This window comes from Devosia sp. SD17-2 (assembly GCF_029201565.1).
In the GTDB taxonomy this organism is placed as follows: domain Bacteria; phylum Pseudomonadota; class Alphaproteobacteria; order Rhizobiales; family Devosiaceae; genus Devosia.
In genome coordinates, this window is record NZ_CP104002.1 from 745,401 (window position 1) to 759,124 (window position 13,724).

The following is a 13,724-nucleotide window of genomic DNA, read 5'->3' on the forward strand; positions in this document are numbered from 1 at the left end:
ATCTTGTCTGGCCGGAGATTACTGCGGCAGCGGCACGGGTTCAGCGGCAAGGCTGCGCATGTAGGCAATGATGTTGGCGCGCTCTTCCGGCGAACGGACGCCAGCAAAGCTCATCTTGGTGCCCGGAGCGTAGCCACGCGGATCTTCCAGGAACGCGTCGAGGTTAGCGAACGACCAGACCTGACCTTCAGCCTTCTGCTGGAGCAGGATGTCGGAGTAGGCATAACCCTCGGCATGCGCCTTGGTGTTGCCGACGGTATTGTAGAGGTTCGGACCCATCTTGTTGGGCTCGCCCTCGCCGAAGCTGTGGCAGGACTGGCACTTGCGTGCAGCCGATTCGCCCCGGCCTTCATTGGCAGTGGCCATCAACAGGGCGATCTGAGCGTCGCGCTCGGACTGGCCGTCGCCAGCCGGTGCGGCAGCAGCCTCGTCGCCAGCAGCGGCCGGAGCTACAGCTACAGCTTCAGCTTCCGGGAACGGAACAGGCGCACCAGACAGGGTCTGCATGTAGGCCAGGATGTCAGCGCGCTCTTCCGGCGAACGGACGCCGGCAAAGTTCATCTTGGTGCCCGGAGCATAGCTCTTCGGGTTTTCGAGGAATGCGTTGAGGTTGTCGTAGGACCAGACCTGACCTTCGGCCTTCTGCTCAAGCAGGATGTCCGAATAGGCGAAGCCTTCAGCATGCGCCTTGGTGTTGCCCACGGTATTATAGAGGTTCGGGCCCATCTTGTTGGGCTCGCCTTCGCCGAAGCTGTGGCAAGACTGGCACTTGCGGGTCGCTGCAGCGCCGCGTTCGGCACTGGCGCTGGCCAGGAAGAAGCCAATGGACTGGGCCGGCGCTTCATCGACAGGCGCACTGGCGACCAGATCGGGTTCAGGCAAGGCATAGCCCGGGCCGTTGTCTTCAATCGGTTGATAGATAGCTTCGGCGACGAAGCCGACACCCATCACGAACATCAACGTGCCGAGGACGGCGCCCATGATTTTATTTAGCTCGAACGAATTCATTTGGTCTCTCTGCCAGTCCATCCCCGTGGACGTTCTATCGGATTGGCCATGCCTGATTTCGACGGCGAAATCTGCCTCAACAGGCCAGCCCGGCGCGCGCGGAAGATAATAGCACGGATTGCACGGCGCAACAGGGCAATGCCCGGGTGCGACATTTCCCCCGCTTGTGGTTCTCTCCTAGCGCGATTCAAGCGAGATTGACACCCCATGGGGGCGCGTCTAAAGCCCGCAGGTCCCACCTTTTAACGGATCCCTCGCCATGACCAAGAAGATCGCCTTCCAGGGCGAACCTGGAGCTTTCAGCCACGCCGCGGCTGCAAAAGTTTTTCCGGGCGAGGAATTTATGGGCTGCGTCACCTTCGAGGAGACGCTGGCCGCAGTGCAGTCGGGTCGCGCCGACTTCGCCGTGGTACCGGTGGAAAACTCGCTCTATGGGCGTATCACCGATATTCACCACCTGCTGCCGGAAAGCGGTCTTCACATTATCGGTGAGACCTATCTGCGCGTTGAAATGACCCTTCTGGGTGTGCCGGGCGCAACGCTCGAGGACGTCAAGGCGGTGCAGTCGCTGTCCGTCGCGCTGGGCCAGTGCCGCCGCTTCATCAGCGAGAATGGCCTGCGCACCATCAATTCGGTCGACACGGCTGGGTCCGCCCGTGAGGTCTCCGAAAAGGGGGATCGCAGCGTTGCCGCCATTGCCTCCCGCTTTGCCGGCGAGATCTATGGGCTCAACGTGCTGGCCTCCAATATCGAGGACGCCGACCACAATACGACGCGTTTCCTTGTGCTGTCGCCGAGCGAAAAGCTTGCCAGCCAGGGTGAGACGGTCAAGACCACCTTCGTCTTCCGCGTGCGCAACGTGCCGGCAGCGCTCTACAAGGCCATGGGCGGGTTCGCCACCAATGGCGTCAACATGACCAAGCTAGAAAGCTACATGGTCGGTGGCGCGTTCACGGCGACCCAGTTCTATGCCGATATCGAGGGTCATCCTGATGATCGGGCGGTGCAGCTGGCGTTTGAAGAATTGAATTTCTTCACCGATTACTTCCGCATCCTCGGCGTCTATCCGTCTTCTCAGCCCGGGCAATAATCCGGCCGGGAAGAACTGGCTCGCGCAACAGACAATTACGTTTTTTCTTGCGCTGCTCCTGAGACAATGGTCCACCCTGTAACCGCAGGGTGGTGCATACCTGCATCGTTTGTCTGAACGCAGCGGGGACACAGCCAGTGGAGCATTTCGATCTCGTCGTCATCGGCTCGGGACCTGCCGGTCGCCGTGCCGCCATCCAGGCGGCCAAGCTGGGCAAGTCGGTGCTGGTGGTGGAAAATCGGATGCGCCTCGGCGGCGTCTCGGTCCACACCGGCACCATTCCTTCCAAGACGCTGCGCGAAACCGTGCTCAATCTCTCCGGGTGGCGGGAGCGCGGCTTTTACGGCATGTCCTACCGGGTCAAGAAGGACATCGAGGGCAAGGATCTCGGCGCGCGACTGCGCAAGACGCTCGACTATGAAATCGAAGTGCTCGAACACCAGTTTGCCCGCAATGGCGTGCGGACTTTTGGGGGCAAGGCGCAGTTTCGCGGTGATCACCACATCTGCGTCGTCGACCATGCGGGCGACGAAGTGATGTTCGGTTTTGATTTTGCCGTCATCGCCGTTGGCACCTCGCCCTACCGCCCCGCCCATATCGACTTCGACGGCCATACGATCATGGACAGCGACACGCTGGTCAGTGAATTGCGCGTGCCGCGCAGCCTGACTGTGGTGGGCGCAGGCGTCATCGGCATTGAATATGCCACCATCTTTTCGGCGCTCGATGTTCCGGTCACGGTGATCGAGCCGCGCGATAATTTCCTCGATTTCATCGATCGCGAGATAATCGAGGAGTTTACCCATGATCTGCGCCAGCGCGGTTTGACCATGCGATTGGGCGGCACGGTGGATCGGGTGGAAAAGGACGCCCAGGGCTGGGCCATTGCCCATCTTACTGACGGTCGACAGATCCGCTCGGACATGTTGCTTTATGCGGCCGGGCGCGTCGGCGCTACGCAGGATCTGGGGTTGGCCACCTGCGGTGTGGTTCCAGATGATCGCGGGCGGCTGAAAGTCGATCCCGCGACCTTCCAGACACAGATCCCCCATATCTATGCGGCGGGTGATGTCATCGGCTTTCCGGCCTTGGCCTCGACCTCGATGGAGCAGGGCCGTATCGCGGCGCTGCACGCCTTTGGCGCGCATATGCCGGCGGCGCCCGACTTTTTTCCCTATGGCATTTATGCCGTGCCCGAGATTTCGACCATCGGGCTGACCGAGCAGCAGGTGCGGGACAGGAAGATCCCTTACGAATGCGGCGTGGCCCGGTTCCGCGAAACTTCGCGCGGGCACATCATGGGCCTCCAGTCCGGCATGATGAAAATGATTGTGGCGCTCGACACGCGAAAGCTGCTTGGCGTGCACATTGTCGGCGAGGGAGCGACGGAGCTCATCCATATCGGGCAGGCCGTGCTCAATCTTGGCGCCACGCTCGACTATTTCGTCGAAAACACTTTTAATTATCCGACGCTGGCGGAGGCCTACAAGATCGCCGCGCTTGACGCCTGGAACCGGATGCCCCGCGTCACCCCGGTTGCGCCCGTGATGGACAAGGCAACGCCAACGCCTGACGTCAGTCCGGAAACGCCCGATCCGGTCAGTAACTCTTCTCCGGCAGCGGAATAAACTCGCTCTCGTCGGGCACTGCGCCGAAGCGGGCCATTTTCCAGTCCTCCTTGGCCTGTTCGATCCGTTCGCGGCTCGAGGACACGAAGTTCCACCAGATATAGCGGGGGCCTTCGAGCGCGGTGCCGCCGAGGAACATCATCCGCGCGGGGGTGAGGGCGGTGACGGTGATGGCGTCGCCGGGGCGGAAGACGAGGAGACGCGGTCCCTCAAAACTGTCTCCGGCGATGGTGATGGTGCCGTCCACGAGATAAATGGCGCGCTCTTCATATTCGGTGTCGAGCGGGGCGCTGAGCCCTGCCGCAAGGGCGACTTCCACATAGAACCAGTCTGACACGGTCTGCACCGGCGAGAGCCGACCGAAGGCCCGGCCGGCAATGATGCGGGCGGAAATGCCATGGTCGGTGACCATGGGCAGAACCTGCGCGCCAAAATGCTGGAAGCTCGGGTCGACCTCCTCGCGGTCCTGGGGCAGGGCTACCCAGCTTTGAAGGCCCAGCATGGTCTGGCCGACACCGCGCTCGACGTCCGGCGTACGCTCGGAATGGGTGATGCCGCTCCCGGCCGTCATCAAATTCATCGCGCCGGGCTGGATGTCCTGAACATTTCCCTCGCTGTCGCGGTGCGTGATGCTGCCGTCAAAAAGGTAGGTGACGGTGGAGAGCCCGATATGGGGGTGGGGTTTGACGTCCATGCCTTGGCCGGAGAGGAACTGAACGGGCCCGAAATGGTCAAAGAAGATGAACGGCCCCACCATTTGCCGCTTGCCATGGGGCAGGGCGCGGCGCACCGGAAAGCCATCCCCGAGATCACGCGTTCGGGGGACGACGACCAGTTCGAGCGCGTCGCAGCTCTTGTTGTCGCCGGCGATCGGGTCGTAATGGGGAAGCCAGGTCATAGGGTGCTCCTGTCTGAGTTCAGGGCAATGTGGGGACAGTGCGTCTCCCTGTCGAGGCGGAACACCGGTGTAACCGCCCGCCTTGACAATGCCTGGCGCGGGGCACCATGTCCTTGCCATGAACCGAGATAGTCGACTTTCCGGCGTGCTGCATGTGCTGCTTCACATGGCCCAATTTGATGGACCCGTCACCTCTGAGACGCTGGCGCGGGCGATGGGCACCAATCCTGTCGTCGTGCGGCGGGTCATGGCGGGGCTGCGGGACGCCGGTTATGTGCGTTCCGAAAAGGGACATGGTGGCGGCTGGCGGCTGACTGCAGACCTGGCAAATATCACTTTGCTCGATATTTATCGGGCGCTCGGCAACCCTTCGCTGCTCGCGATCGGGCACCGTTCGGACAATCCCGACTGCGCCGTGGAGCGGGCGGTCAATGCTGTCCTCGAGGAGAGTTTTGAGGCTGCAGAAGCCCTGTTGCTGGCCCGTTTTGGCGAGGTTTCGCTGGCCGAACTCAATGCCAGATTTGCCCCCGAAAATGCGCTGTGGCGCGAGGGGTTTTTGCATGATCACGGGTCGGAGCCTTCCCGCTAAGATATTGCTAACGAATGGTAAATTCAGGGAGTAGTAATAGTGAGCGATCTCCCAATAGCGATAATTAATTGGGTGTCACCAGCCATCATTAACTGGCCTTTAAGAGGATCGGTCCAAATCTATCCATCGTGAAAGGGCTGCATGAAGCGGCCTCGAATTTTCCAGAAGGAAAGCACCACACATGGGTTCCGATATCTCTCTCTCGAAGGCCGTTCGCGCGAACCTTCTGAGCCTGCAGAACACCGCCGAAATGATGAACAAGACGCAGAACCGTCTTGCCACCGGCAACAAGGTGAACTCTGCCCTGGACAACCCGTCCAACTTCTTCACTGCTTCCGCCCTCAACAGCCGCGCCGCCGACATGGGCAATCTGCTCGACTCGATGGCGTCGGGCATCAAGGTCATCGAAGCTGCCAATAACGGCATCACTGCGCTGACCAAGAACCTCGAGTCCATGCAGTCGACCCTGCGTCAGGCTCGTCAGGACAAGTCGTTCCAGACCCAGTCGTTCGACGTTAGCGATCTGTCCAAGATCTCTCTCGCTGGCGGCCAGTTCGGCGACGAAGGTGTTGACATCAGCCTCGCAACGGCAACCGTTCTTGGCGTCAAGTCGCAGCTCACCACCGAAGCCTCAACGGCTTATGTCGGTCCGGTCTCTACATCCGGCAGCGCCGATGGCGCAGGTGCCCGCACGCTGATCACTCGCACCGGCTTTGCCAATGGCGACAACATCACCATTGGCGGCGTCGATATCGCCTTGGCAACTGCCGACCTCGCGACTGACGCAGCTTTCGTCACCAAACTGCAGGGCGCACTCGACGCAAGCTCTATTGCTGGCCAGTACAACGTGTCGGCCGGTACCGGCGGCAATGCAGGCAAGATCATCGTTGAAACGGTGAACCCAAGCGCTCCTGCTGCAACCGTGGACGTCTCCGACGCAACTACCGTTGCCGTCAAGGGCGCTGCAGCGTTCAACTACTCCGACGTCCCAACCGCAATCACCGTTGGTGGCCGTGAAATCTCGACCGGCGCAACCGCCGACGACTTCGTCGCCGCTCTGCGTCTTGATGGCGAAGTCAATGGTTACGAAGTCGATTACGACTCCGCAACCGGTGACATCAAGCTCGAGAACAAGGCATTTGGTGGCGCTGCTCCAGTTATCGCTGGCATCGACGCTGCCGACGTAACCACAACTGCAGTGGTTGCTGGCGCCTACACGACCGAAGTCGCTGCTGCAAAGCACGAGTTCACCGTCTCCTATGACGGCAAGACTGCCGACATCTCCATCGGCGGCGTTAAGGCCGGCGCAAACGCTCTCGACATCAAGAACTGGCAGGATGCGACCATCGAGACGGTCACTTCTCAGCTTGAAGCCGAAGGCATCACGGGCGTTGAAGCCAAGTTCGACGACGCTGGCAAGTTTACCCTCGTCGCCAAGACCGCAGAAGCCAAGACTTTGGCTGTCTCCGGCGATGACGCAGTGGCCCTGTTCGGCACCAACGGAGTGAACACCGGCCTCGCTGAAAAGAGCGAACTGAACTCCACCAAGACGGTCGACAAGTTCGTCGAACTGATCAACCGCGACCACGCTGGCAAGGTTCGTGCTTCGAACGACAACGGCAAGCTGCGCATCGAGAACCTGTCCACCCAGGAACTCAACGTCGGTATCGATCTCAACGGCAATGACGCAGTCGTCGGCGCCAAGATCGATGGCAACACCGTCCGTGCGAACCTGTCCAAGCAGTTCAACGAACTGCGCGACCAGCTCGACAAGCTTGCTGATGACTCGTCCTTCAACGGCATCAACCTGCTGCGTGGCGACAAGCTGAAGATCACCTTCAACGAGAGCGGCACGTCGTCCATCGACATCCAGGCCAAGGACAAGGACGGCAATGTTCGCGGCATCAACGCTTCGAACCTGTCGATCGACACCCTGGTGGCTGAAGATCTCGATACCGACGAGAAGATCGACGCCTTCCTGGGTAAGCTGTCCTCGGCTTTGACCGAGCTGCGCTCGCAGGCTTCGTCCTTCGGTTCGAACCTGTCTTCGGTCGAGAACCGTCAGTCGTTCACCAAGAACATGATCAACACGCTGGAAACCGGCGCGTCGAACCTGACCCTGGCCGACACCAACGAAGAAGCCGCAAACCTTCTGGCTCTCCAGACCCGTCAGCAGCTGTCGTCTTCGGCACTGTCCATGGCGTCGCAGCAGGACCAGGCTGTGCTGCAGCTCCTGCGTTAATCGCAAGACATCACGAAGGCGGCCAAACCGCCTTCGGCATCTTTCCCGCAAGGGACGGCAAGGGGCTTCGGTCCCCTTTTCGTTTGTCTGAATACTGAGCGATCACCGTGCCTTAACCCCTTCGTGGCAGGGTCTCGTCCATTCCATTGCAGGACGCACCAACCGATGATCTCGCACAAATCCCTTTCGCGCCGGCACTTTCTGGCCGGGAGTACGGCGGTCGCGGGCATGGCCGCGCTAGGCCCCAGCTGGGCCGGGGACGCGCTCGCCGACACGGCCGAGGCCTCATCCGGGTCCGACCGCTGGGAGGTGCTGCGCCGCCTGACCGGGGACCGGCTCGTTCGTCCTGGCGACGTCGGGTACGAAAAGGCAGCACTGCCCAACAACCTCCATTTCCGCGACGTGCGTCCGCAGGGCGTTGCCTATTGCAGCACGCCGCAGATGGTGGCCGATGTGCTCAACTGGGCCCGCGACGAGGATATTCCCTTTGCCATCCGCGGTGGCGGCCATTCCTATTCGGGATACTCGCTGAGCCATGACCTCGTCATCGACATGCGCGAGATGCGTGCGATCTCGCACGATGCAACAACAGGGCAGGTGCGGGTGGAAGCCGGCGCGCTCAACGGGCAGCTCTATTCGGCGCTGAACAAGGCCGGACGGATGATCACCCATGGTCGCTGTCCGAGTGTTGGCGCGGCGGGCTATCTGCTCGGGGGCGGCATCGGCTTCAATATGCGGCGTCTCGGCATGGCCTCCGATGCTTTGAAAAACTCCGAGATTGTCACTGCAGACGGAAAGCTGCGCCGGCTCTCGGCCGACGAAAACGCCGATCTCTTCTGGGCCACGCGCGGCGGGGCAGGGGGCAATTACGGCGTCAGTACCGCCTTCACGCTCAACACTGTCCCAATGGACGAGAGGCTGACCGTTTTCCGCGTGGTGTGGCGGGAGAAAACGCTTGAGGTCGCTCGTGCGCTGTTTGCGGCGGTCGACGCCGCGCCGGTGGAATTGGGGACGCGCATTGCGCTCGGCGGGGTGACGCCGCAACTGGGCGCGCGCGGTCGTCAGGTGCCGGTGACACTGCTGGGACAATATGCCGGCAGCAGGGAGGAACTCCTCGAGATCCTCGCGCCGGTTGTTGCCATCGCTTCTCCCGAGTTTATCGACGTGCAGGAAAAGACATATTGGTCGGGTCAGACTTTCCTTTCCGAGCCGGGTGAGCCCGCCTTTTTCCGCGAGCGTTCATCGTTCATCACGACGCCGGCAGACGCCGACCATCTGGGCGAGGCCTTTGAAAAGCTCCAGCACTGGTCGGGCACCGGAGCGGAAGGCAATTATTTCTTCTTCCAGACCGGCGGACGCATCAACGAGCTGGCGCCGGAGGACACGGCCTTCGTGCATCGGGATAGCCGTTTCCTGTCGGTGGTCGGCATCAGCTGGAGCGAGGACGATCTGGCCCTGCCGGAGCGCTTGCGGGCCGCGCGGGACTGGCAGGACGATTTCTATGGCTTCATGTCGGCACGGGGCGGCAAGGGCGCTTTCCAGAATTTCCCGGACGCGTCGTTGGTCGACTGGCGCGAGCGCTATTATGGCGCCAATCTGGACAAGCTGATGCAGGTCAAGGCGAAGTACGATCCCAACAATCTCTTCCGCCACGGCCAGTCGCTCTGAAACGGAAAAAGCAAGGGGCGCTCGCGGCGCCCCTTTATCGTTCGATCAGTAAACCTGCGTTCGCGGAACCGGCCGCGAATAGGGTTTCAGGTCGTCCGGGATGATCGGGTTGAATTCGGGGTCGAAGCGGAAGGGCGCCGCGTCTTCCCAATGGGTCACCTGCGGACCACCCAGCCCGCGGAAAAAGATCAGCGCGCCGGTCGGCGAGCCATAGGGGCCGTGCTTTGCCATCGGCGGCCGGATGCAATAGGCGCCTGCCTGCATGATACCGAACTCGCCTGCCAGCTCCCCGGAGAGCAGGAAGAATTCCTGTGAGATCGGGTGGCGTTCGGCCTGGCTGCCGCGCCGGAAGGCCATGGTGGCGGTAAGATAGGTGGTTTCGCCGCTGAACGGGTCCTCGCGCAGGACGCGCATCCGGGCGCCTTCCTTCATGCTGCCAAGATTGAACTTGTCGAAATCGCCGTCCCAGACGCCATTGTTGAGATCGCGCTTGGGCGTGCTGCGCTGCTCAATGGCTTCTGGCGTCAGCCGTGCGGCATCCTGCAGGGGCGAGGTAAAGATGAGGGCGATGACGCCGCTGGCGCCGGTGGTGATCCGAGGGGTGCGGCCGGCAGGCACGAAGCCGAAGTGATAGCGGTCATAGCGCTCGTCATCGACACTCAGCGCGCCTTCGATGACCAGAAATTCCAGATCGCGGCCCGGTTCGATCGTGATCTCGGCTATTCCGTCAAAGTGTACCAGCGCGCTCAGCTCCCCGGTTTCCGGGTCATGGCTGAGCCGCTTGAGTTTTCCGGTTTCCGACAGGCCCCACTGGCTGGCGTTGTGCCAAGGCAGGTTCTGCGTCTGGATGAAATCGATGTGGTCGCGAATGGTCGGATCCTCCTCTTCCTTGTCGCCAACACTGCGGTGATGGCGAATGTTAGTCAAGTTAACTGTTGACAGTTGTGATGTACGGTCTAACCTTGATGTGTTCATGATGAGAGGGGTCTGCGCGCATAACGTTGGACAGACAGAGGCTGCCAACATGTTGCAAACGCGTGGAAAAATTGTCGCGTCGATGAACTAATCGGAGGAGGTTCCCAATGTATTCGCGCAACTTCAAGCGTATCGCGCCCATCGCCCTTGCCAGCCTGATGGCCGGCCTGCTGCCGGCAGTGGCGGCCCCTGAAACCATTTCCATTGCGTTGCCGGGGGACGTGCCGGGCCTTGATCCGAGCAAGGACAGCTCGCCGATCGGCTTCAACTATCGCCTCAATGTCTTTGACCAGCTGACAGAATTGCAGCGCGACGGCGAAATGGTGCCCCGCCTGGCCGAAAGCTGGAGCTTTTCCGAAGATCTGACGGAATGGACGTTCAAGCTCCGCCAGGATGTGAAATTCCACAACGGCGCGCCGTTCGCTGCCAAGGACGTTGTGTTTACTGTCAACAAAATCCTGGCGGATGAGAAGACACCGGTCCGCACGTATGTTGCGCTAGTCAAATCGGTTGAGGCTGTCGACGAGTACACGGTCAAGTTCGTGCTAACCCAGCCTTATTCCATTTTCCACCGACAGATCAGCTATGTCAGCCTGATGTCGGAAGACTACTACAATGAGGTGGGTGACGCCGGTTATGCCAGCGCGCCGGTTGGTACCGGGCCTTATCGCGTGGCCGAATGGATTGCGGACGACAAGCTCGAGCTGCAGGCGTTCGAGGACTACTGGCGCGGCGCCCCCGAAATCAAGACCGCGCTGTTCCGGCCGATGCCGTCGGAAGCCAGCCGTGGTGTTGCGCTGATGTCGGGCGAGATCGACCTCGTCCCCACGCTGTCGCCGGCCTTGATCAACCAGTTGCAGAGCGCATCGGGCATTACCGTCGAAACCGCTCCGAGCTTCCGCACCGTGTTCATGGGCTTTAACGTCCAGGATACGCCGCTGGCCGATCCGCTGCTGCGCGAGGCCGTCGACAAGGCCATCGATCGCAAGGCCATCACCGAGCGGCTGCTGCGCGGGCTCGGCGAGCCGGCCGGGATCATGGTGCCGCCGAACAATATCGGTTTTGATGCGAGCCTTCTGCCGGTCGAGCATGACCTCGAGGCCGCCAAGGCGCTCGTTGCTCAGTCATCCTATGCCGGCGAAACGATTTCGATCGAATATCCGAGCAACAACATCACCATGGCCAACGAGGTGGTGCAGGCAATTTCCGGCTATCTCGGCGAGGCGGGAATCGCCACTGAAATCAAGCCGATGGAATTCACGGCCTTCTTCCCGCTGTGGGTGCAGACCAAGCTCGAAGACGCCTATTTCTTCGCCTTCGGCTCGTCCCAGTACCATGCGGAATCGGCGCTAGTGGCCATGTATGAAGAGGGATCGCGCGCCTATGCGTTCAATCCCGAAATCGACGCCATCGTTGATGAGCAGCGTACAGTGACCGACGAGGCCAGGAAGGCCGAGCTTCTGTCGCGCGCCTTCACACTCTCCAATCAGGATCGCTACCAGATCCCGGTCTATCATGAGTGGCAGGCCTATGGTGTGCGCGAGGGCATCGAGTACGAAGCCTGGCCGGATGGTTTCGTGCGCCTCTACGACTTCCCCTGACCCCGCCTGACAGTGCTCCCAACCCCGCATCCGTGCCCGGAGGCGGCGTTGGGCCTGACTTCATCTGGGACAGTGCTCCCAGAACCGGACGGCCTTGCCCCCCAGGCTCAAGATCCGGAGCCCTGCGTCGTTGGCCGCCTTTGTGGGCTGCCAGCGACCCCTTGATGCCCGGCTCCCAAGACCTGATAGTGTGAGCGATAGCGCCAAAAAGGTCGGGAGGACCGCGCCATGATCACCAGCACCAAGCGCGTCCGCAGTAGCCAGGGCAGCATTTTCACCGAAGCGGCCGGCGAGGGGGACAAGGGAACAATTCTCCTCGTCATGGGTGCCACGGCTTCGATGGTCTGGTGGCCGGATAGCCTCATCGAGGCCCTGGTGGCTGGCGGCTATCGCACCATTCGCTTCGACCATCGCGACACGGGCGCTTCCAGCGTTTTAGCGCCGGGCGAAGTGAACTATGACCTCGCCGAGCTCAGAGACGACCTCTTCGCTATTCTCGACGCCTATGACGTTGAAGCCGCCCATGTGGTCGGCTTGTCGCTTGGCGGCTATGTCGCGCAGATCCTGGCGCTGACCCACCCAGCCAGGGTGAAAACCCTCACCCTCATCGCCTCGGAACCGCTGGGCGTGCCATACGAAGGCGAAGGATTGCCTCCGGGCTTCATGGAGCATTTTGGCGCCATGGCCAGCCTCGACTGGGCAGACGCTGACGCGGTGACGGGTTTCATGATGGGCATTGCCCGGCTCAGCGCCGGTAGGCGGCACGATTTCGACGATGTCGCGGTCGAGCGACGGATCCGCACCGAAATTGCGCGGACCGAGAATATCCAGAGCGCCTTCAATCATTCGATGATCGCCGGTTCCCTGCCGACGGGTGCCAGCGCAGCTGAGATTACCCAGCCGGTGCTGCTCATCCACGGGGGGGCCGATCCAATCATTTCAGCCAATGCCGCTCGCACGTCCAAGGCCATCATCCCCTCTTCCGAACTGCTGATCCTTCCCGATCTTGGGCATGAATTGGTCGACGCCGACATGGCCCTATTTGCCTCGGCCATCATCACCCATTGCGGAAAAGGGGCCTGACCGCTGCCCCCCGCGCAGCGTGATGGGGCTAAACCGTTCAGGTGGGGCGAATAATCTTCAGCGCACGCTGAACTTTCAATGATATGTGGAGTTAAGGCCTAGTCCATAGGAGCGTCCTTCATGAGAACCGCCGAGCTGCCGGTAAAGATCCTCGTTACCGTGACCTACATCATCATGGTCGTGACCAATTATCTGGCGAATGCCTTGCCACTGAATGGTCGCGAGACTGGTGAAATCTCAGATGCCTATGAGAACCTCTTTGCCCCAGCGGGAATTACCTTTTCGATCTGGGGCGTGATCTACCTGCTGCTTGCGATCCACATCCTCTATCAGTGGGGGGTGTTCCACCGGGATGGCGTTGGCAATGGCGCGCTGCTGAGCAAGATCGGCGTGCTGTTTTCCGTGTCGTCGCTGGCCAATACCGCATGGGTGTTCGCCTGGCACTATGACCAGATCCTGCTCTCCACCCTTCTTATCGCGTCCATCCTCGCGATCCTTGCCACCATCGTGGTGACCCTGCGCAACCATGCGCTGACCGACCGCGAATACTGGTTGGTCCGGGTGCCCTTCAGCGTCTATTTCGGCTGGATCACCGTCGCCACAGTAGCCAACATCACCGTGTTTCTGGTCAGTATCGGCTGGGATGGTTTTGGGATTTCCATCGATGTTTGGGCGATGATCATAATCGCAGTTGCGGCGCTGATCGGTACGCTGGTGATGCTGCGCAATCACGACTACGCCTATGGCGTGGTGCTGCTCTGGGCCTTCACCGGCATTCTGATCAAGCACACATCGGCTGACGGCTTTGCCGGAAACTACCCGATGGTGATCACGACAGTTATCGCCTGTCTTGTGGCGTTCGTTATCGCCGAGATCGTGCTCTGGCGGCGGCGGAACGCCGTGGTCTGATTACATGTGGCGACGGCTCGCTAGAGGCGAGCC

At 60.9% G+C, this 13,724-nt stretch carries 11 protein-coding genes; 8 read left to right on the top strand and 3 right to left on the bottom strand.

From position 1 onward, the window contains the following. Positions 1-18: 18 nt before the first annotated feature. On the bottom strand, positions 19-1,008 hold the full coding sequence (locus tag NYQ88_RS03760; protein ID WP_275653639.1) for a cytochrome c family protein: 990 nt from the start codon (positions 1,006-1,008) through the stop codon (positions 19-21). Between the two features lie 259 nt (positions 1,009-1,267). Here NYQ88_RS03760 and NYQ88_RS03765 point away from each other — a divergent pair, with 259 nt between their 5' ends. Continuing rightward, entirely contained in the window at positions 1,268-2,098 is an 831-nt protein-coding gene (locus NYQ88_RS03765) for a prephenate dehydratase (protein ID WP_275653640.1), read from the top strand. 137 nt (positions 2,099-2,235) lie between these two features. Next, positions 2,236-3,726 (top strand): Si-specific NAD(P)(+) transhydrogenase, encoded by a 1,491-nt coding sequence (gene sthA, locus NYQ88_RS03770; RefSeq protein WP_275653641.1) that lies wholly within the window; start codon positions 2,236-2,238, stop codon positions 3,724-3,726. Here sthA and NYQ88_RS03775 read toward each other — a convergent pair. Next, positions 3,698-4,624, bottom strand: a complete 927-nt coding sequence (locus NYQ88_RS03775) for a pirin family protein (protein WP_275653642.1) — start codon at positions 4,622-4,624, stop codon at positions 3,698-3,700. The two genes, sthA and NYQ88_RS03775, sit on opposite strands and share 29 nt — an antisense overlap. Before the next feature lie 118 nt (positions 4,625-4,742). Here NYQ88_RS03775 and NYQ88_RS03780 point away from each other — a divergent pair, with 118 nt between their 5' ends. The 3 genes from NYQ88_RS03780 (at position 4,743) to NYQ88_RS03790 (ending at position 9,123) form a co-directional block, all read left to right on the top strand. Beyond that, positions 4,743-5,213, top strand: coding sequence for an Rrf2 family transcriptional regulator (locus NYQ88_RS03780; protein WP_275653643.1), 471 nt, complete (start codon positions 4,743-4,745; stop codon positions 5,211-5,213). Between the two features lie 181 nt (positions 5,214-5,394). Beyond that, entirely contained in the window at positions 5,395-7,455 is a 2,061-nt protein-coding gene (locus NYQ88_RS03785; protein WP_275653644.1) for a flagellin, read from the top strand. Positions 7,456-7,620: 165 nt separating this feature from the next. Then, complete coding sequence (locus tag NYQ88_RS03790) at positions 7,621-9,123, top strand: FAD-binding protein (RefSeq protein WP_275653645.1); 1,503 nt, start codon at positions 7,621-7,623, stop codon at positions 9,121-9,123. 45 nt (positions 9,124-9,168) lie between these two features. On the opposite strand, the gene NYQ88_RS03795 is transcribed toward NYQ88_RS03790, so the two are convergent. Continuing rightward, positions 9,169-10,050, bottom strand: a complete 882-nt coding sequence (locus NYQ88_RS03795) for a cupin domain-containing protein (protein ID WP_275653646.1) — start codon at positions 10,048-10,050, stop codon at positions 9,169-9,171. A 155-nt stretch (positions 10,051-10,205) separates the two neighbouring features. Between NYQ88_RS03795 and NYQ88_RS03800 the strand changes: the two genes are divergently transcribed. The 3 genes from NYQ88_RS03800 to NYQ88_RS03810 all read left to right on the top strand — a co-directional run bounded on the left by NYQ88_RS03800 (position 10,206) and on the right by NYQ88_RS03810 (position 13,691). After that, on the top strand, positions 10,206-11,699 hold the full coding sequence (locus NYQ88_RS03800; RefSeq protein ID WP_275653647.1) for an ABC transporter substrate-binding protein: 1,494 nt from the start codon (positions 10,206-10,208) through the stop codon (positions 11,697-11,699). A 228-nt stretch (positions 11,700-11,927) separates the two neighbouring features. Beyond that, positions 11,928-12,782, top strand: a complete 855-nt coding sequence (locus tag NYQ88_RS03805; protein ID WP_275653648.1) for an alpha/beta hydrolase — start codon at positions 11,928-11,930, stop codon at positions 12,780-12,782. A 120-nt stretch (positions 12,783-12,902) separates the two neighbouring features. Then, complete coding sequence (locus tag NYQ88_RS03810; RefSeq protein ID WP_275653649.1) at positions 12,903-13,691, top strand: hypothetical protein; 789 nt, start codon at positions 12,903-12,905, stop codon at positions 13,689-13,691. Positions 13,692-13,724: the final 33 nt, after the last annotated feature.